The following is a 19,914-nucleotide window of genomic DNA, read 5'->3' on the forward strand; positions in this document are numbered from 1 at the left end:
TTAAATATCAAAGACCATTTTACTTGACAAATTACATCTATGCCTGATTTACGTCCACATATTTTGCTGATTATTATGTCACTTTTGCTGGTGGGTATTTCTTTTTGGGCTGGCAGTGATTTGTTAACTAAGCACTTATTAGCTTTGTCTTACAGAACAATAGATAAGTTACAAGCTGATCAGCTGACGCAAGTTATATTAATGATGAGTTTTACGGTAATTGATACTCAAATAGAACAAGACCAAAGCCTCACAAAAGTTAATATTAATATTGGCAATTCTCTGCTCAAGACAGTAGAAATGGAATTTCCTAAATCTAATTTTGATGAAGCAGCGATCGCCAAAACATTTGGACTGTATCCTCAAGTAAAAAAGATAAATCGTAATCAACCAGTTACCGTAAATATTCCTGTAGCATTAAAGGCAATTAAAGCTGAGATTAAAAAAGAAAAAGAAATAACACTTATTGAAGTAATAACTGCTAATAAATCACTGAGAAAGTTGAGCTTTGTATTTCCAGTCACCGAAATAAATATGATAGAATCAATGACTGCTCAAGTATTAAAACTTCAGCCTCAAGATGTTCAAGCCCTAGTACGTTATCAGGTGAGAAAATCGTGAGGGCAGGCTAGCATCACAGCTAAAAACAATAAAATCTAATTGTCTTATTACCTATTATCTATTAACTCTGAATCCAGATTAAGTTATTGTGTTTTAAGTGCCATATAAAGTCCAATTTTTCTGGCAATTATTTATTCTTTGCTATTAAGAATTTTGGCACCAACTATATAAGCAGAGCATATTATAGCTCAATTTAAGAACAAATAAGAGGCAACAACATGAAATCATCTCTGTGGCAACGGTTTATTGGCTTTTTCATGGTAGTTCTAGTGACATCTATGCTTTATGCTTGCCAACCTCAAGAGGCAGCAAATTCTCTCCCAACTAATGTAGCAAGTCCTGTACAAACCACTGCGCCCACAACAGATAAACGTTCCATAGGTTTTCTAGACCGCCCACTGGGGACAAATCCAGCCGAGTTACCGCCATTACCTTATGGTTATGATGCCCTAGAGAAAGCGATCGATGCAGAAACCATGAAATTGCATCACGATAAACATCACGCAGCTTACGTTAATAACCTTAATAATGCGTTAAAGAAGCATCCAGAACTGCAAAATAGTAGTGTAGAAGCTTTACTGCGGGATTTGAATAGTGTGCCTGAAGATATTCGCAACACAGTACGTAATAATGGTGGCGGACATCTCAACCATACAATTTTCTGGCAAATTATGAGTCCCAATGGCGGTGGACAACCAACGGGAGACATCGCCCAAGAAATCAACCAAACCTTTGGCAATTTTGAAGAGTTCAAAAAACAGTTTAACAAAGCAGGAGGCGATCGCTTTGGTAGTGGTTGGGTTTGGTTAGTGCGAAATCCCCAAGGACAGTTACAGATTGTCAGCACTCCCAATCAAGATAGCCCTATCACAGAAGGTTCATACCCAATCATGGGGAATGATGTCTGGGAACACGCCTATTATCTGAGATATCAAAATCGTCGTCCTGAGTATTTAAATAACTGGTGGAATGTAGTTAATTGGTCAGAAATTAACAAACGCGCCCAAGCTTCACGGCAAAGTAATTCGTAATAGCCTGCGGCTTCTCTATGTTCGCGTAGCGTTTCGTAGACAGATTGACCTAAAGCCATTAGGGTGCGTCAGTATGAATAATTTCTCTGCATAGTTAGGTTCTATGGCACTGACGCACCCTACCCAACTCGTTGTTTAGTTGCTTTATCTTCAATCACCAAATCTAGAAGCTCGTATATATTATTTTAGGTAACTTTACTGATCAATTAATGTCAGAAATACAAATTGCTATTGAAAGTGCAGATGCACCCCAAGCCGCCGCCGCTTTACTGGAAATTGAGGGTATATCAGGAAATTACGAAGTTCCTACCCAAAGAGAAGGCACATTAGCAGTCATAGGCACTATTGTAGGGATTGTCGGCGGAACTGTGGCTATAGCCGCGCAAATGCGCAAAGAAGAGGGCGAGTGTGTGGTTTGAGTAAATGAAAATTGCTGTAATGAGTGTTTGATACTCGTGTGCGAGTCTTTAATATTCGCGGGAGAGTATTTGATATTTGCGTGAGAGTGTTTGATACTCGCGGGCGAGTGTTTGATATTCGCGGGCAAGTGCTTGATACTCGTGGGCGAGTGTTTGATATTCGCGGGCAAGTATTTAATACTTGTGGGCGAGTGCTTGATACTCGTGGGCGAGTGTTTGATATTCACGCGAGAGTCTTTGATATTTGTGGGCGAGTGTTTGAACTCCATTGATGAATCTTTGAGCTTAATTCGAGAACTTCAAAGCTTAGTTAATGAACTTTTGAGCTTAGTGATAGCGGTTTGCAGTTGAATGTAATACAGACCTAAACCCTAACTCTTCTCTACAAGGGAAGCTACCGTTTTACTACTGACCAGAGAAATTTTAAAACATCCTCTTAGACTAAATCAGGATCTATGCCGAGCGATATCTACGACGATGCTCATTCTACGCACCTTACCACGAGTCTTTAATTTTTAGCTGGGAGTTAAGTTTCTTGAATGTTCCAGATGCTAGCATTAAATTGAGTGCAAATTAAGTGCGTAATTACAGCAATGCTCAACATTATTCGAGATATTCACTCTCTTTCAAACTTCAAGCGCAACACATCTGATTTGATTAAGCAAATGAAGCAGACTGGAAAACCAGTAGTTTTAACTGTCAATGGCAAAGCCGAATTAGTTGTTCAAGATGCTCAATCATACCAAAAGCTTTTAGAACTTGTAGAACAGTTAGAAACAATAGCAGGAATTAAACAGGGACTAGAAGACATAGAAGCAGGAAATACACGTCCATTAAGTGCATTTGAGCAAGAAATGCAGCATAAATATGGTATTTCAAGTTAGAACCACCAAGACTGCGGACGCTCAAATTGAATCAGCATATTTATGGCTGAAAGAATATAACCCAGCTTATGCAGATCAGTGGTTTCGGGGGTTGATGAATGCAATAGCAACTCTTCAAGAAAAACCTCATCGGTGCGCTTTAGCTGTAGAACATGAAGTATTTTCTGAGGAAGTGCGTCAACTTCTTTATGGCAAGTCAAAAAATATCTACCGCATTCTTTTTACAATTCGTGATGATACTGTTTATATTTTGTACGTGCGTCATAGTTCACAAGCACTCTTAACATCTGATGAAGTGGACGAAGAATGAGAACAATTCGGGGATATGGTTTCCTGGTAATTGACAAGCATCTTAAATAATCACCAATCAGGTGAGAGAATCAGGATCTACGCCGAGCGATCGCAATCTTTCTGCTAATAATTCGGCGCGTTGCTTTGCTTGCTGTGCTTGTTGTTGAGCAAGTAGTGCTTGTTCTTCTGGAGTTAAAAGCCTTTGCCCTTCTTGGTTATACCAATACATCCACTCGCGGGGAATACCGAGATAAGTTCCCTGTTCTATACCAATTCCTAAACCAATTTCTGGTAGCCAAACAGGATTCCCATCATGGAATTCATAAACATTGTTAACTAATTTGTATACTTCCAACCGTGGCTTGCGGCGACGCAATGGATTGTAAACCACATAATACAAAATCCCTAGTTTTGCATACTCCGCTTTTTTAGTTGAGTATTCACCGCGATATGTTTGGGATACTACCTCCAGCACTAATACTGGTAGTTTCTTTTCTTCCCAAAGCACATAACTGGGACGGAGGTTTGCATCATAAAATCGCTCTACGCCCAGACTCAAAAACCCATCTGGGACTATTGCGGGTAAGTCAGGGTCATAATAAATACCCATATCTACCCCCAAAAACCAATCCATGCGTTCTGGCCAAGCCATCGCCAAAAGGGCTTTGAGTAAACCGGGAATTAAATCTTGTAATTCATTATCCACAGGGGTATCGTCTGAGTCTGGTAGTTCCTCAGATGAAGGCAAACAAGCTAATGGATTGTAATTTAGCATGATTGATTTCCCATTCCTCAGTTATGAGTACATTTTTATTTTATAAATGAAAGTATTAGAATCTACGCCGAGCGATGTCTACGACGGGTTACGCCTACGCATCTTACAATCAGTTTATTGGATATCAAAAAACGCTAGGCGATCGCCACAAAAATAAACAATTAAGCTGTGATTCTTCTCTATAGGCGAAAACTGTTATGCGAATCGCAACCCAAAAACGTTATTACACCCCCGAAGAATATCTAGAACTGGAAGAAAAAGCCGAATTTAGAAGCGAATACCGTAATGGAGAAATCATCCCAACGACAGGCGGCACTACCAATCATAATAAAATAGCTGGTAATTTTTACTCGTACTTAAAATCTGCTTTGCGCGGTAAAGATTACGAGATTTACATTGCTGATGTGCGTTTATGGCTACCCCGTTATCAGCAATACACCTATCCTGATGTCATGGTAATTCAAGGTGAGCCAGTTTATGCCGGAACTAATACCACCACCGTCACCAATCCATCATTAATAGTAGAAGTTTTATCTAAGTTCACAAAAAATTATGACCAAGGCGATAAGTTTCATTACTATCGCTCTATTCCAGAATTTCAAGAATATATTTTAATCGACCAGCATGAATATCATGTGATGCAATATGTAAAAACTGCGGCTGATCAATGGTTGTTTACTGAATTAGAAAGTGACTCTGCAACTTTATCACTCAATACTGTTGATTTACAAATTTCTATACCTGAAATATATGAAAAAGTGAATTTCAGCGACAGCAATGATGAAGAGTAATACTAATTCAAAATTCAAAATTCAAAATTCAAAAAGGCATCTTGACTACACTGGACGGGCTAGAGAGCTTATCCCACAAGAGAACTATAAATCCAGCATTTTATTTAGTAGGGTGCGTCAGTGTGAGAAAACTTAGCCGTACCAAGAAATTATTTATACTGACGCACCCTTTTATATTAATAGAAGTAGTAAGCCTAACTATTATATATTTTTTGACACTTCCAGTAGATGATAGTTTGTGATGAGAGGATAGGTGTTTCAATTTAACAATAACAATTGAACTTAGTATCATCTTCCCACCTTTTATAAATTTTGGGTTTTAATACTTATAAGGTGAGGAAATCTATGCTTTTTGTTACGGTAATCTTGCCAAGACGAATAAGTTATGTATGATATGTGAGGGATTTTAAATTATGCCAAGAAATATCAATATTTAAAACGTGATACCCTTTGGTTGATTTGATTTACAGGATATTTATTGAGTTATAAAATACGCTAATAAATGGCATTATTTGCTACAAGTTGAATTTATAAAAATATCGTTTTTATTACAACTTTAAAATTCAGTGAGGCGCACAATGGGGGCAGAGAAATAATTACTGTTTATTTGCGCTCGGAGACGAATCATGGTATCGATGTCTACGACCGGCAACGCCCACACAGAAAATGTTCAGCATCGGCTGACTGTAGAAACTGTAGAAATTGCCCCTAACACTACGGCTATTCGCTGTCTAGACTGGGATCGCGATCGCTTCGATATCGAATTCGGACTACAAAACGGTACGACTTATAATTCATATCTAATTAGAGGCGAACAGACAGTTTTAGTTGACACTTCTCACCAGAAGTTCCGCCAGCTGTATTTAGAAACACTAAAAGGTCTAATTAACCCCAAGGCTATTGATTACATTATTGTCAGTCATACAGAACCAGATCATAGTGGTTTGGTGGAAGATGTGCTGCAATTAGCACCAAGAGCGACTGTTTTGGCTTCTAAGATTGCTTTGCAATTTTTGGAAGGTTTAGTACATGATCCTTTTTCTAAGCGGATTGTTAAAAGTGGCGATCGCATCGATATTGGTAAAGGTCACGAAATTGAGTTTGTCAGTGCGCCTAACTTACACTGGCCTGATACCATTTTCAGTTACGATCGCAAAACCGAAGTCATCTATACTTGTGATGCTTTTGGGATGCACTTTTGCGACAACCGCACTTTTGATGAAGACTTAGAAGCGATTGAAGCTGATTTCAGATTTTACTACGACTGTCTCATGGGGCCAAATGCGCGATCGCTATTGAACGCGATGAAGCGCATGGGTGAACTGGGGAAAATTAAGATAATCGCTAACGGTCACGGGCCTCTGTTGTACCATCATTTGGATGTGTTGACTGAGTGTTACCAAAGTTGGAGCCAAAGACAAGCCAAAGCGGAAACCACGGTTGGCTTGTTTTATGTCGCCGACTATGGCTATAGCAACTTACTAGTTCAAGCCATCGGCGAGGGTATTCAAAAAACTGGTGTTGCTGTAGAAATGATCGACCTCAGCACAGCAGAAATTCAAGAAATTCAAGAATTGGCAGGTAGAGCAGCTGGTTTAATTATTGGTATGCCTCCCACAACATCAGTAGCCGCGCAAGCTGGTATTAGTTCTCTGCTATCTGTAGTTAAAGATAAGCAAGCAGTCGGCTTGTTTGAATGCTTCGGTGGCGATGACGAACCCGTTGATACCATCCGCCGCAAATTTATCGACTTGGGTGTTAAAGAAGCCTTCCCAGCAATACGGATTAAAGATGTTCCTGGCGCATCCGCATACCAATTGTGTACAGAAGCGGGTACAGACTTGGGACAACTGCTGACACGGGAACGTAACATCAAGCAAATCAAATCCCTCGATGTCAACATGGAAAAGGCATTGGGACGGATTAGCAACGGTCTGTATATCGTCACAACCAAAAAAGGTGATGTTAGCAGCGCCATGTTAGCTTCCTGGGTATCCCAAGCCAGCTTGCAACCATTGGGCTTTACTATTGCCGTAGCTAAAGACCGGGCTATTGATACCTTAATGCAAGTAGGCGATCGCTTCGTTCTCAATGTCTTGGAAGAAGGCAATTACCAAGAACTGAAAAAACAATTCCTCAAGCGCCTCCATCCCGGTGCAGACCGCTTTGCTGGGGTGAGAACCCAAATTGCCAAAAACGGCTCCCCCATCCTCACAGACGCTCTAGCATACATGGAATGCGAAGTCCAAAGCAGCCTAGAATGCAGCGATCACTACATTTTATACTGCACCGTGGAAGATGGTCGCGTTTCCAAGCCCGATGGACTAACAGCAGTTCGTCACCGCAAAGTAGGCAACTATTACTAAGAAAGGGGTATAGGGGTATAGGGGTATAGGGGTGTAGAAGAACGTTTCTATACCTAATCCCCAGTCCCCAGTCCCTAGTCCCCAATACCCAACTCCCAATATCTATGAACTTAATCCAATCAATTAAAGACTGGGCAAAATCTACCCGGTTTTTGCAATTTTTTGACAAACCTAAAACAAAATCTATGAGCGATTCCAAGCCCCGTGACGTACAGGTTTTGCCGATTGCTACAAACACGAAAGTTCTCAGAGCGCGTAGTTGGTCACGTTTGCGGTTTGAAATTGAATATGCTTTAGAAAGAGGTACTACCTCTAACTCTTATGTAATTGAAGGTGATAAAACAGCAATTATTGACCCGCCTGTTGAAAGCTTTATGGGAATTTATCTCGAAGCATTGCAACAGACGATCAATTTGAAAAAATTGGATTATGTTATTTTGGGTCACTTTAGCCCCAACCGTATACCTACTTTCAAGGCGCTGTTGGAATTGGCTCCCCAGATTACCTTTGTCTGTTCCCTACCGGCGGCTGGTGATTTACGGGCGGCTTTCCCTGACGACAACTTAAATATTTTGGCAATGCGGGGTAAGGAAACCCTGGATTTAGGTAAGGGTCATGTGTTGAAGTTCTTGCCAATTCCTAGCCCCCGGTGGCCGGCTGGACTTTGTACTTACGATGTGCAAACCCAGATTCTCTACACAGATAAGATTTTCGGCGCTCATATCTGTGGCGATGATGTATTTGATGATAACTGGGAATCCTTCAAGGAAGACCAACGTTATTACTACAACTGTTTGATGGCTCCCCATGCTATCCATGTGGAAGCAGCATTAGAGAAAATCTCTGATTTACAGGTGCGAATGTATGCTGTCGGTCACGGGCCTCTGGTACGTACCAGTTTAATCGCCCTTACCCAAGCCTATGCAGATTGGAGTAAAGCCCAAAAAGAGCGAGAAATTTCTGTTGCCTTGCTCTATGCTTCAGCTTACGGTAATACTGCAACTATAGCGCGGGCGATCGCTCTCGGATTAACTAAAGGCGGTGTAGCAGTCAAATCCATCAACTGCGAATTTGCCACACCGGAAGAAATTCAAAGCAATTTAGAACAAGTCGATGCTTTCCTCATCGGTTCTCCTACCATCGGTGGTCATGCACCAACTCCTATTAACACCGCTTTGGGTATTGTCCTCAAGGTTGGTGATAACAACAAACTAGCTGGGGTATTTGGTTCCTACGGCTGGAGTGGTGAAGCCTTAGACATGATTGAAGGTAAACTGCGGGATGCAGGATATCGCTTTGGTTTAGAAACCCTGAAGGTGAAATTTAAACCAGACGATGTTACCCTCAAGTTCTGTGAAGAAGTCGGTACAGACTTCGCCCAAACCTTGAAGAAAGCCAAAAAAGTCCGTGTACCCCAACAAGCCGCTACCCCTGTAGAACAAGCTGTTGGTCGCATTGTCGGCTCAGTTTGTGTCATTACCGCCAAACAAGGCGATGTGTCTACAGGAATGCTTGGTTCTTGGGTATCTCAAGCCACCTTTAACCCACCTGGTTTAACTGTCGCTATTGCCAAAGAACGGGCGATTGAATCCCTCATGTATCCCGGTGGTAAATTTGCCTTGAATATCTTACCTGAAGGCAGTCATCTGGAATACATGAAGCATTTCCGCAAAAACTTTGCGCCAGGGGAAGACCGTTTTGCCAACTTCACCACTACAGAAGCTGACAACGGTTGTACAGTCCTCGCTGACGCTTTAGCCTATGTGGAATGCTCGGTTGACCAACGCCTAGAATGTGGCGACCACTGGGTAGTATATGCAACTGTCGATAACGGCAAGTTACTCAAGCCCGATGATGTAACTGCTATCAATCACCGCAAAACTGGTACCCATTATTAACAGGACTTACGCAAGTGTCACAATTGGTATTTGGTGCGTGACGCTATAAGTCTCATGACTACGTTCAAGTCTTCTCGCTGCGTCACACACCCTACAAACTGCGTATGTCAGTTGTTATTCGTCAGTTGTCAGTTGTGGAAATGATCTGGTCTAATACCCCGACCCGCATAAGGAGTGGTTTTTACATATCTTTGCCACTGACTACTGACCACTGACTACTGACAAAACTCTATCCCCTTGTGGGTAGAGTTTTTATCCATAAAATTTCGCTACCCGTTTTGCTGATGAGTGTGTAAACTTTATACAGCAAATAGATGTAAATATTTTTTAGATGGGCAAATTTATATTTTGTAGGACTTACGCACCCAGATTTTCTGTTGAGGCTGGGTGTAAGGGTGTAAGAGTGTAAGGGTTTCAAACATTTATACACGCCAGTTTGCTCAAGTCGGGAAACCCGCCCACGCAACTGGCTCCCCTACACCCCTATACCCCTATACCCTTCTCCAAACCCTTGATCTTTCGTTTTCATGCGTAAGTCCTAATTTTGTAGATACTGGTGAAGAACTGCAATTTTTCAGTCACCCCAGGTTTAGGTTACACAGTCAATCAAATTTTTTTACAAAACTATGGAGCAAAGCCAGCCCGAAAAGCGCCGTCACCTTGAACAAGAGTTTCAAGCATCCCTGGAAGAGTTGGAGGATATCTTACAGGAAAGCTTAGTTGAAGATGAAGAAACTACCATTACATCTACTGATAATATTGGTCAAGTGACGGCTTGTGAGGATGAAACTCATATTGATTTGGCAGCCTTGGAAGATGCGGTTGCTGATATTGAAAATTATTTAGAAGAAATCACAAAGTCCAAATAGTCGCCACCCAACACAGCTACGTCAATGTATTACTGAATTAAGCGTTTAACTGTCGCTGTACTTCGTACAACATTAAGGCGGATGTAATTGCCACATTCAAAGATTCTACACCAGGACTCAGGGGAATTTTCACTTCCTGGTCTGCCATCGCCGCTAAATCAGGCGACAAGCCAGCGCCTTCATTCCCCAATAAAATTAAACTGGGTTTATGCCAGTCTATTTCCCAATAAGTTAACTTAGCTGTGGGTAAGGTGGCTACTACCTGCATTCCTGCTTGCTGGCAAAGCTGCACTGTTGCTTTTAAATCTTCACTAACTGCGGTGGCTAAACGAAACCACTGTCCAGCCGAAGCCCTGAGAACTTTCGGGTTATCTAAATCTACACTATCTTGACTCAACCATAACCCGGAAGCACCAGCCGCCGCCGCAGTGCGAATGATTGTCCCTAAATTACCAGGGTCTTGGATGGTTTCTAAGGCTAGGACTACACCAGAAAATGGTATTTGGCTTTGGAGTTCGCTGCGCTTTGCTGTTGCCACTACCCCATCTGGTTGTACAGTAGTAGCGATCGCTTGCAATACTTCGTCACTGACTATCTCACAGCGATCGCATCGATTACAAGCCTCTTCCCACAAAGCTGTGTGGCTTGCCTCCCATTCTGGAGTACAACACACCACCTCTAGGGGATAATCCATTGCACAAGCTTCTTCTAACAAATGCGTCCCTTCCAACAGGAACAGACCTTGTTTATGCCGCTCCTTGGTGGAGTGCAGCTTGCGGATTTGTTTAACTAAAGAGTTTTGTAAACTTGTTAACATTACTAGTGCTGAGTTCCGATTATTTAACAACTCAGCACTCAGTACTCATAACTAAGCACTGAATTTATGCGGAACCCGGGACTTGAACCCGGAAGCCTTGCGGCACTAGAACCTGAATCTAGCGCGTCTGCCAATTCCGCCAGTTCCGCTTGCGGTTTATTTATCGACCGTTTTTGATTTTTACCTAATTATTGATTTTTGTCAAGTCAAATTCTTGAGAGCTAAAGTGCGTAGGGTTGCTAGTAAGTTGCCGCTCAGTCTTCCCCCTTGTTCCCATGTCTCTTGTGACCGAGCAATTGCTGGCGATCGTTGGCAAACAGGGGTTGGTAAACTCTTTTATAGCTATGCTACTAGAAAAAATGATTCTTGTGGCGTTTTTCTAGCCAACACTCATTGCTTGATAAAAAATATCAACTTGTCAGACTTTAATTAGGCTCTTATAGAAATTAGAGTTAACGAAATGGGAATTATTCATAGGTGGATAATCGCTGATGGCTTAATTTGCAGTAGTGAGGGCATATGACAAGATTTTATTGAGTATTTATTTTTACATAAAAACAATGCTCTGTATTAAGTCGTCGATAAATTTAGTTAAAACCTATAAGCCTTGCTATCATTAACTTCCAGCCATCAGCGCAGACCCGAAAAATGATTTATCAGTACAAGAGATAACTACAAAAATGTAGACAAATCAAATCTTTACTGTAGAATCAAAACCAACTTCTAACCTAGAAAATTACGTGTTTATTTTGGAGGTAGGCTTATTAATCCTTCTAGCAGCTTACCAGATGCCAAACTGGTGCCAGAAGCAGACTCCTCAGTCTTGCAAATTTGGGGTGGGCATCCCTTACGGGGTCATGTCAAAATTAGCGGGGCAAAAAATTCAGCATTGGTAATCATGGCTGGAGCCTTGCTTTGTTCAGGAGATTGCCGGATTCGTAACGTTCCCTTATTGGCGGACGTAGAACGAATGGGTGAAGTAATATCGGCGTTAGGTGTACGCTTGACACGACAAGCAGACATCATAGACATCAATGCCAGCGAAATTAAGACATCAAAAGCTCCCTACGAGCTAGTTACCCAGTTACGAGCGAGTTTCTTTGCCATAGGAGCCATTTTGGCAAGGTTAGGCGTAGCACAGATGCCATTACCTGGCGGTTGTGCCATAGGAGCCAGACCCGTTGATCTGCACGTCCGAGGACTGCAAGCAATGGGCGCAGAGGTGCAAATTGAACATGGCATTTGTAACGCCTATGTTCCTGGTAGTGGTGGTAGGTTGAAAGGAGCCAAAATTTACCTCGACACTCCCAGCGTGGGAGCGACAGAAACCTTGATGATGGCAGCCACCCTCGCCGATGGCGAAACCATCTTGGAAAACGCTGCACGGGAGCCAGAAGTAGTCGATTTGGCTAATTTCTGCAAGGCAATGGGAGCTAATATTCAGGGCGCTGGCACTAGTACAATTACTATTGTTGGTGTTCCTAAATTACACTCTGTTGACTACAGTATTATTCCCGATCGCATTGAGGCTGGAACCTTCCTCGTTGCCGGAGCTATCACCCGTTCCGAAATTACTCTTTCCTCAGTAGTACCAGATCATTTAATCCCGTTAATTGCCAAGTTGCGGGATATTGGCGTAACCATCATTGAGGAAAGTCCAGATTGCTTACGCATTCTTCCTGCCGAAATTCTCAAGGCTACAGATATTGATACCTTGCCCCATCCTGGGTTCCCCACGGATATGCAGGCACCATTTATGGCCTTGTTAACTTTGGCAGAAGGCGACAGCATTATTAACGAATCAGTATTTGAAAATCGCTTGCGCCATGCCTCAGAGTTAAATCGCTTAGGGGCAGATATTCGGGTGAAAGGCAATACTGCTTTTGTGCGCGGAGTGCCAATTTTATCAGGTGCGCCAGTCATCGGCACAGACTTACGAGCATCAGCCGCGTTAGTCATAGCCGGATTAGCCGCCGAAGGTAAAACTACCATTCAGGGCTTACATCATCTTGATCGGGGCTACGATCAAATTGATGTAAAGTTGCAACAATTGGGAGCTAAAATCCTTCGAGTACGCGAGGAGCCAGCAAATGCTGAAGTAGCCGCTAATAACAATGCGTCGCCAGCGCCGATTTCTACTTAGGTAAGGGTGTAGGGGTGTAAGGGTGTAAGGGTGTAGGGGTTTAGCGGGTAGTTTTTCTCCTCTGCTCCTCTGCTCCTCTGCTCCTCTGCTCCTCTGCTCCCCAATCCCCAATCCCCAATCCCCAGTCCCCAACCTCCAGTCGCTATACTAACTGTGGGAGGCTGTTGATGTTTTGTTTTACCAACTGGCTATATCATGTCCTTGTTCAAATCTCCGCTCATCGGTTTAAAAGCTGACTCGTTTCGTCATCCACTAGACCTGGAAGCTACTACATCTCTCAAGCAAATACCGGGCTTGGATATGTTGGTACGAAATTTACTAGGGCCAATGGCGGAGCAAGTTTTTTATGTAGAAAATATTGCTTCGAGTGTTTTGGTAGGGGAAAAACAACTGCCTAATTTACACAAGCTGTTGTTAGAAGCTTGCAAAATTTTGGATATTGAGCCTCCCCAGTTGTATGTCAGACAACATCCGGCTCCTAATGCCTACACCTTTGCTATGCGGGGTAAGCAACCTTTTGTGGTGTTGCATACTTCCTTAATTGATATCCTGACTCCAGAGGAAATCCAGGCGGTGATTGCCCATGAGTTGGGACATCTCAAGTGTGACCACAGTGTTTATCTGACACCTGTAAATTTATTAGTATTAGCAGCATCAGCAGTCCCCAATATAGGGGCTTTTATGGCTCAAGCTATCCAGGCACAACTTTTAGAGTGGGTACGTTGTGCTGAGTTTACCTGCGATCGCGCCGCATTACTAGCTACCCAAGACCCCAAGGTCGTGATGTCAGTTTTAATGAAGTTGGCTGGAGGTTCCCCCACCCTAGCACCGCAACTGAATTTGGATGCTTTTATTGAGCAAGCTCGCGCTTACGACGATATTAGTAAAAGCGAAATGGGGGAAATGGTTAAAGCTGCTCGTACTGCTCAATTAACCCACCCCGTTCCAGTCCTCCGTGCCAGAGAAATTGACAGATGGGCAAGTAGTCAAGAATACCAATCTTTATTACTAAATCATGGTCAGAAATATACCAGTGAAGTAGCACCAAAAGGTGGCTGGCGGAATTGGTGACATAGTGCAAGGTATTAGGTATGTATGATTTTTACTTACTATGCCTAGTTTGCTGTGATAGCTCGTTAATTAACTCATTCAACACATCAATTTCAGTCCTTGAGGCTTCCCTACAGTATTCCTCAAGGATTTTTAATTCTTTCTGGCGAAGTTGTATAGATGCACTATTAGGAGTTTGGATTTGCGTTCGTCCAGCTTTCATTGCTTGGTAATTCAAAACTGCATAGGTCATTTCGGAACTGTTGACCATCTTCTCAAAATCTGATTGTTCAAAAACTATAACTTTTATAGGAGTGTCACTTGCCGCCCTTACTGTTGCTGTCCGCGTAGTTTCGTGAAGTAACCCTATTTCACCAAAATAGCTATTAGGCCCTAATCTTTTTAATAATTTTGGTTCTGAGTCCCCATCTTCTTGAATTACCTCTACCTCTCCTTCCATCAAGATATAGAATTTATCGGCTAAGTCACCTTGGTGGATGACAATTTCACCAGGTTGGAAAGTCAGCATTTTTAATTGAGGAAGTAACTGGATTAATTGCTTATCAGTTAAGGTCGGTAAAGCAACAGATAGCCGGCCCTGATAGTCTAAATCTAGTTTGCCATCTTCCATACGCAGAATCCGATTGGTCACGCCAAAAATACGGTTATCATGGGTGACAATCACAACAGCACTCCCTTGTTCCCTCGCCAGTCCTGTCATCAGTTCAACGACTTCTTTTCCTGTTTGTCCATCTAAAGAAGATGTTGGCTCATCTGCAAAAATTAATTGCGGACGATGGACAAGGGCGCGGGCGATCGCTACCCGTTGTTTTTGCCCACCAGAGAGATCCCTTGGATAAGCATTTATGTGCTTTTCCATACCTACTAATTTAAGAATTTCTGTACTTTTGCTAATAGCATCTTGAGGTGTAAAATTATCCTGTAGTTCTAGAGACAGCATGACATTCTGACGAACAGTCATAAAATCTAATAAGTTGAAATGTTGAAAAACATAACCAATTCGTCTGCGTATTTGCGTCCGCTCGAATTCGTTAGCTCCCTTTAATTCATGAGCAAACAATTTAAGACTACCCTCTTGCACAGAACGTAGACAGCCCATCAAAGATAGAAGTGTCGTTTTCCCTGAACCAGACGCTCCAGTTAAAATCACAACTTCTTGGGATTGAATTTCAAGATTAATGCCAAATAGAATTTGTTTTTTTCTTTTGCCTTCTTGATAATAATGGTTCAGTTCTTTAATTTTAATAACCTGATTCATAAATTCCATAAAAATATTGGATTAAACTTATTTAAAAACATCCACTGGGTCTGCGTCTTTAATTTTAATTAAAGAAAGAATTGATGATATTAAGCAAATCATATACACTAACAATAAGACAGTCAAAGCTGTTCTTAAATTCATTTCCATGAAAATCTTTGTCACATTAATTAGATATGAATAAGCTAAATAAGATAATATTATACCTGGAATATATCCAGCAATTACTAAAATAATGCCCTCATGGATAACTACGAAAATCAAAGATTTTTGACTAAAACCTAAAGCCTTCAATGTCGCATAATTACCCAGGTTTTGTGTAACTTTTACATAAAGAATTTGATATAAAATAAAAATACTGACAACGACAGCAATAATCAAAATAAAACGAAAGATAAAACCCATTGGAGAATTATTTTCATGGAAGATTCTTTCTCGTTTGATTAATTCAGATTTAGAGAATACTTTAATGGTTCTAGGTAGATAATTCCTTAAGTCATCAACAGTTTTCTCTATATCTACATCTGAGTTATACTCTGGCTTTAATTTAATTAAACCAATATCTATTTGTGAACTGTCACGTCCGAATAATTCACTAAAAGTTGTTGCACTGATAATAAAACTAGCATCGTAAGCATTATTAACTCCTAATTCAAACAATCCTACAACTCTAAGTCCTCTCAACGAGCTAGTATTTCCTACTTGGATTTCTGCGGCAGATTCTCCTTTTGCTTGAAATTCGGCAATGATAGAATAAAATTCATTTCTGGCATTATGGTCAAATAACGCAAATTTTTGCTTCTTGAGTTTTTGCAGATTTTCTTTTACTCCCGGCAAATTAAGTGTTGATACATTTAAAGGAATACCTAGAACGTTAACTCTAATGCGATAAAGGGAGTTGTTTCTGTCGTACCATTGGGTTGATGTGATGTAAACTGGTGCAACAGAGTTAACTTGCTTTAATGCTAGTGCTTCATATAAAGGTCTTGAAGAAAAAGTTACTGGTTGCAGTGCAGTGGAAGAGAGAGAGCTAATTAAAACAATATCTGCATTGAAGTTTAAAGGTAATTGTAATGACCCCTCTAAAAATGCGTTTCTCAGTCCTATCTGAATAAATAGTAAAAATGTAATGCAGAGGATGCCAATAATTCCCGCAATAGTTTGATTGCGTTGATAGCTTAGTTGTAGCCAAGCAATGGGAATTTTTTGCAATTCAAGGAAATAACGTTGAATCATAAACTAGAAAATCTTGATACTTCTTTAACAAGCTAAAAAATACTTTGAGTTTAATGCTGGCTGTGCTTCACAGGTTTAATTTTTTATTTCTAATAAATCTATGGCAGGAGATTTTAATGTTCCATGTCTATGGATACATCAACTTTGAGATTCGTCATTCCTGCTACACGATGACTACTTTCTTGATGCAGAAGAATTTTCACTTCTACTACACGAGTATCTACATTTGTTGGGGAATCTGTATCTAATACATTCCGAGTACCAATTTCTAATCCTACTTGAGAGACTTTTCCAGAGAGCGGTTTGGTGAGGCTAGGACTGGTAATTGTTGCTGTTTGCCCTAGATGTATTTTGCGGATATCCGTTTCGTAAACTTCTGCTATCACTACCATTTGCGTTGTATTACCTAAACTCACGATGCCTTGAGTTCCCACCAATTCACCGGGAAAAGCTTGCACTTTCAATATTTGTCCATTTTGTGGCGATCGCACTATACTCAAGTCCAGTTCTGCGAGAGCCTGCACTACCTTAGCTTTTGCCTGTTTCACCTCTGCCTGGGACAACTGCACATCCACTGTACGTACTTCTGCCAAACTCTTCAACGCAGCATGGGCTTGAGTCATATATCGTTGTGCAGCTTCCATCTGTAGGCGTTTGCTATCGTACTGCGAAGCTGAAACCGCTCCTTCTTTATACAAAATGCGATATCGTGATTCCTCGATTTTGGCATTGTGCAGTTCTGCTTCCAATCGAGCGATCTCTGCTTGTTGAGCTTGTAAATCTCCCTGTTTTGCTCCTGCTTTGACTTGCATTAAGCGGGCTTGAGCCACCTGCACTTCTTCCTCTGCCATTTTCACAGTTGCTAAACGACGGGCATAATTATCTAACACTGCCAGCACTTGCCCCGCCTTTACCTTGTCCCCTTGCTTCACCAGTAGTCTTTGGATACGAGCCGATTCTGTTGTAGAAGCCGGAAACACTTGCCTGACTTCTCCTTCCGGTTCTATACGCCCCAAAGCAGTTACTCCTTGTACTACTGGAGTTGCAACTACTGGCTGAGGTGTTACTGCTTCATTACTCCCCAGTATCGGTGAGATAATTACCCTGCCGGACGCGATCGCACCCAAGCTTATAGTTGTAAAAATAACTAGAATGTAAGTATATTTCCTGTTGCTAAGTGAAATAAAAAAATGCGTCATACTTTTTTTAATTTGAGCGACAAAACTTTGGAAAATTAATAGATATCTAGTTAAATTTCAGTTCTATTAGGCAAGATGAGTAGGGTAAATTAGCTGGTGTTTTTTGCTTTCTCTAATATAGATTGTAATTATTGTTACTGCCAATTGCTCTTCTTGATCCTTGGTGGGCTAGTGCTAATAGTTCACCAACCCAAAATTGCTAGGCTAAGGGAAGCAGAGGAGCAGGAAGCAAGATTGGCGATCGCTATCCAAGTGATAAAAGTAGCGCTAGTTCTTGGCTGTTGAGAATCACAAAAAACTCAAATCTGACACACCATACGAATCTGCCAGTTGTGTAAGTCCTCACTTTATTTGAAACTATTAGGACTTACGCAAGTGTCATAATTAAACTAACTTTAGGGTGCGTCAGCCCTAATAATTTCGTACACATTAGAGGATCTTCCTCATCATATTGTGCGAGTTGCCTAAGTCCTGACTATTAAACAGTGTTTACTAAAAATCAGCCCCATGACAGCTATATCCAGTCCCATCAACCTTTTTGAATATGAACAGTTAGCCAAAACTCATCTATCTCAGATGGCTTTTGACTACTACATTAGTGGGGCTGGGGATGAAATCACATTACAAGAGAATCGTACAGCCTTTGAACGCATTAAGTTGCGTCCGCGAATGCTAGTGGATGTTAGCCAAATTAACCTCACAACCTCTGTTTTGGGACAACCTCTGCAATTACCTCTATTAATTGCACCAATGGCGTTTCAATGTTTGGCTCATGCAGAAGGCGAACTAGCCACAGCAATGGCGGCTGCATCGGCTGGGGTAGGTATGGTTTTGAGTACCTTATCTACCAAAAGTTTAGAAGAAGTAGCAGAGGTTGGTAGTAAGTTTCCCGACTCCCTACAATGGTTTCAGCTTTACATTCATAAAGACCAAGGTTTAACTCGCGCTTTGGTAGAAAGGGCTTATACAGCAGGTTACAAAGCATTATGTTTGACTGTGGACGCTCCTGTACTCGGACAACGGGAACGAGATAGACGTAATGAATTTGCGTTACCTCCAGGTCTGGATTTGGCTAATCTGGCAACAATTTCCGGGTTAGATATTCCTTATGTGCCAGGAGAATCGGGGTTGTTGACCTATTTTGCTCAACAACTCAACTCGGCTTTAACATGGGAAGATTTGGAATGGTTGCAGTCTTTATCTCCCCTACCGTTGGTATTGAAAGGAATTTTGCGGGGTGATGATGCGGCGCGGGCGGTGGAATATGGAGCTAAAGCAATTGTAGTGTCCAATCATGGAGGTAGACAACTTGATGGAGCGATCGCCTCACTAGATGCCCTCCCTGAGATAGTTGCAGCCGTCAATGGTAAAGCCGAAGTCTTACTAGATGGCGGAATCCGCCGGGGTACAGATATTATCAAGGCCTTAGCAATAGGCGCTCAAGCTGTACTCATAGGTAGACCAATTTTATGGGGACTGGCAGTAGGAGGACAAGCAGGCGTATCTCATGTTATCTCGCTACTGCAAAAGGAGTTAAATGTGGCAATGGCGCTGATGGGCTGTTCTCAGTTACAAGATATTGATTCTAGTTTTCTGCATTTTAAGTAAGTAGAGGAGAAATTTTAATTTATTCCTTGCATTAAACTTAATTGCTGTACTATAATAGTAAAGTTGCTTCCAAGGGCGGGTGGCGAAACTGGTAGACGCACCACACTCAAAATGTGGCGACCTTGCGGTCATAGGAGTTCGATTCTCCTCCTGCCCACTGTTAACTAGATAAAAAAGAAGATGCGATTAAAAAGATGGGAATCCCCCCGCAAAGAAGGGAGAAACGATAAAGGCAGAGGTGGCTCTGCAAGAAAGCGACAACTCAAGAAACAAAGACAAATGTTACGGCAAAAGCTCAAAGAAGCTAACAAGCCAGACAAGAAACAAAATAATCAAGGTGGGGAAGATAAACAAATCTTCCCCATTTTTTTTGTACTGTGTGTGTCAGGTAGCGCTACAAGACGCGATAAATTCCGCCACAAGAGAGAGACGCGATAAATCGTCGTCTCTACAAGATATTTGTGCGATCGCCTCGTTTATGTTCAAACAAATATTTTGACCGGAATGGCAATGCGTAGGCATAGCCCCCTTGTAGAGACGCGATTCATCGCGTCTTCTTCCTTCCCATCATTTACACAACACAAATAATCCCTCTTTTGTTACTTTAGGAAAAGAAAAATTGACAAGAGATTCAACT

At 41.6% G+C, this 19,914-nt stretch carries 19 protein-coding genes and 2 tRNA genes; 15 read left to right on the forward strand and 6 right to left on the reverse strand.

Annotated elements, in window-relative coordinates; translation table 11 throughout:
• Window positions 1-39 precede the first annotated feature (39 nt).
• The 6 genes from ACM5QX_RS26465 (at window position 40) to ACM5QX_RS26490 (ending at window position 3,265) form a co-directional block, all read left to right on the forward strand.
• Window positions 40-621 (forward strand): hypothetical protein, encoded by a 582-nt coding sequence (locus ACM5QX_RS26465; protein WP_414756232.1) that lies wholly within the window; start codon window positions 40-42, stop codon window positions 619-621.
• Between the two features lie 218 nt (window positions 622-839).
• Complete coding sequence (locus ACM5QX_RS26470; RefSeq protein ID WP_414756233.1) at window positions 840-1,652, forward strand: superoxide dismutase; 813 nt, start codon at window positions 840-842, stop codon at window positions 1,650-1,652.
• Between the two features lie 209 nt (window positions 1,653-1,861).
• A complete protein-coding gene (locus ACM5QX_RS26475) occupies window positions 1,862-2,071 on the forward strand; it encodes a hypothetical protein (RefSeq protein WP_414756234.1) in 210 nt (69 codons plus the stop codon).
• Window positions 2,072-2,094: 23 nt separating this feature from the next.
• Window positions 2,095-2,343 (forward strand): hypothetical protein, encoded by a 249-nt coding sequence (locus ACM5QX_RS26480; RefSeq protein WP_414756235.1) that lies wholly within the window; start codon window positions 2,095-2,097, stop codon window positions 2,341-2,343.
• Between the two features lie 321 nt (window positions 2,344-2,664).
• Window positions 2,665-2,955 carry a type II toxin-antitoxin system Phd/YefM family antitoxin gene (locus ACM5QX_RS26485; protein WP_414756236.1) on the forward strand — a complete coding sequence of 97 codons (291 nt, stop codon included), beginning with the start codon at window positions 2,665-2,667 and terminating at the stop codon, window positions 2,953-2,955.
• Entirely contained in the window at window positions 2,939-3,265 is a 327-nt protein-coding gene (locus ACM5QX_RS26490) for a type II toxin-antitoxin system RelE/ParE family toxin (protein ID WP_414756237.1), read from the forward strand. The genes ACM5QX_RS26485 and ACM5QX_RS26490 overlap by 17 nt, the downstream gene beginning before the upstream one ends.
• Window positions 3,266-3,322: 57 nt before the next feature.
• Here ACM5QX_RS26490 and ACM5QX_RS26495 read toward each other — a convergent pair whose 3' ends face one another.
• Window positions 3,323-4,021 (reverse strand): Uma2 family endonuclease, encoded by a 699-nt coding sequence (locus ACM5QX_RS26495; RefSeq protein ID WP_414756238.1) that lies wholly within the window; start codon window positions 4,019-4,021, stop codon window positions 3,323-3,325.
• Between the two features lie 197 nt (window positions 4,022-4,218).
• On the opposite strand from ACM5QX_RS26495, the gene ACM5QX_RS26500 reads away from it, so the two are divergent.
• The 4 genes from ACM5QX_RS26500 (at window position 4,219) to ACM5QX_RS26515 (ending at window position 9,945) form a co-directional block, all read left to right on the forward strand.
• Window positions 4,219-4,812 (forward strand): Uma2 family endonuclease, encoded by a 594-nt coding sequence (locus ACM5QX_RS26500; RefSeq protein WP_414756239.1) that lies wholly within the window; start codon window positions 4,219-4,221, stop codon window positions 4,810-4,812.
• Window positions 4,813-5,438: 626 nt separating this feature from the next.
• The gene (locus ACM5QX_RS26505; protein WP_011318263.1) at window positions 5,439-7,178 is read left to right on the forward strand and encodes a diflavin flavoprotein; all 1,740 of its coding nucleotides are present in this window, start codon (window positions 5,439-5,441) and stop codon (window positions 7,176-7,178) included.
• Between the two features lie 185 nt (window positions 7,179-7,363).
• A complete protein-coding gene (locus ACM5QX_RS26510) occupies window positions 7,364-9,076 on the forward strand; it encodes a diflavin flavoprotein (protein ID WP_041456671.1) in 1,713 nt (570 codons plus the stop codon).
• 626 nt (window positions 9,077-9,702) lie between these two features.
• On the forward strand, window positions 9,703-9,945 hold the full coding sequence (locus ACM5QX_RS26515; protein WP_414756240.1) for a hypothetical protein: 243 nt from the start codon (window positions 9,703-9,705) through the stop codon (window positions 9,943-9,945).
• A gap of 37 nt (window positions 9,946-9,982) precedes the next feature.
• On the opposite strand, the gene ACM5QX_RS26520 is transcribed toward ACM5QX_RS26515, so the two are convergent.
• The gene (locus ACM5QX_RS26520; protein WP_414756241.1) at window positions 9,983-10,762 is read right to left on the reverse strand and encodes a TrmH family RNA methyltransferase; all 780 of its coding nucleotides are present in this window, start codon (window positions 10,760-10,762) and stop codon (window positions 9,983-9,985) included.
• Window positions 10,763-10,829: 67 nt separating this feature from the next.
• Window positions 10,830-10,911, reverse strand: a tRNA-Leu gene (locus tag ACM5QX_RS26525).
• A 650-nt stretch (window positions 10,912-11,561) separates the two neighbouring features.
• On the opposite strand from ACM5QX_RS26525, the gene murA reads away from it, so the two are divergent.
• Both murA and ACM5QX_RS26535 read left to right on the forward strand, forming a co-directional pair.
• Window positions 11,562-12,905, forward strand: a complete 1,344-nt coding sequence (gene murA, locus ACM5QX_RS26530) for a UDP-N-acetylglucosamine 1-carboxyvinyltransferase (protein ID WP_011318259.1) — start codon at window positions 11,562-11,564, stop codon at window positions 12,903-12,905.
• Window positions 12,906-13,100: 195 nt separating this feature from the next.
• Window positions 13,101-13,976: a M48 family metallopeptidase gene (locus tag ACM5QX_RS26535; RefSeq protein ID WP_011318258.1), complete on the forward strand. Its 876-nt coding sequence runs from the start codon at window positions 13,101-13,103 to the stop codon at window positions 13,974-13,976.
• Window positions 13,977-14,007: 31 nt separating this feature from the next.
• Here the strand turns inward: ACM5QX_RS26535 and ACM5QX_RS26540 are convergent, their stop codons facing one another.
• From ACM5QX_RS26540 to ACM5QX_RS26550, 3 genes are all read right to left on the reverse strand, one after another.
• Window positions 14,008-15,234, reverse strand: a complete 1,227-nt coding sequence (locus ACM5QX_RS26540; protein WP_414756242.1) for an ATP-binding cassette domain-containing protein — start codon at window positions 15,232-15,234, stop codon at window positions 14,008-14,010.
• A gap of 27 nt (window positions 15,235-15,261) precedes the next feature.
• Window positions 15,262-16,470, reverse strand: a complete 1,209-nt coding sequence (locus tag ACM5QX_RS26545) for an FtsX-like permease family protein (protein ID WP_414756243.1) — start codon at window positions 16,468-16,470, stop codon at window positions 15,262-15,264.
• Between the two features lie 113 nt (window positions 16,471-16,583).
• Complete coding sequence (locus tag ACM5QX_RS26550) at window positions 16,584-17,669, reverse strand: ABC exporter membrane fusion protein (RefSeq protein ID WP_414756244.1); 1,086 nt, start codon at window positions 17,667-17,669, stop codon at window positions 16,584-16,586.
• Window positions 17,670-18,176: 507 nt separating this feature from the next.
• Between ACM5QX_RS26550 and ACM5QX_RS26555 the strand changes: the two genes are divergently transcribed.
• The 3 genes from ACM5QX_RS26555 (at window position 18,177) to ACM5QX_RS26565 (ending at window position 19,715) form a co-directional block, all read left to right on the forward strand.
• A complete protein-coding gene (locus ACM5QX_RS26555; protein ID WP_414756245.1) occupies window positions 18,177-19,277 on the forward strand; it encodes an alpha-hydroxy acid oxidase in 1,101 nt (366 codons plus the stop codon).
• A gap of 73 nt (window positions 19,278-19,350) precedes the next feature.
• A tRNA-Leu gene (locus tag ACM5QX_RS26560) sits at window positions 19,351-19,434 on the forward strand.
• A gap of 23 nt (window positions 19,435-19,457) precedes the next feature.
• Window positions 19,458-19,715 carry a hypothetical protein gene (locus tag ACM5QX_RS26565; protein WP_414756246.1) on the forward strand — a complete coding sequence of 86 codons (258 nt, stop codon included), beginning with the start codon at window positions 19,458-19,460 and terminating at the stop codon, window positions 19,713-19,715.
• The last annotated feature ends 199 nt before the right edge of the window (window positions 19,716-19,914 follow it).

The organism is Anabaena sp. CCY 9910 (assembly GCF_963920875.1).
Taxonomy (GTDB): Bacteria; Cyanobacteriota; Cyanobacteriia; order Cyanobacteriales; family Nostocaceae; genus Trichormus; species Trichormus variabilis.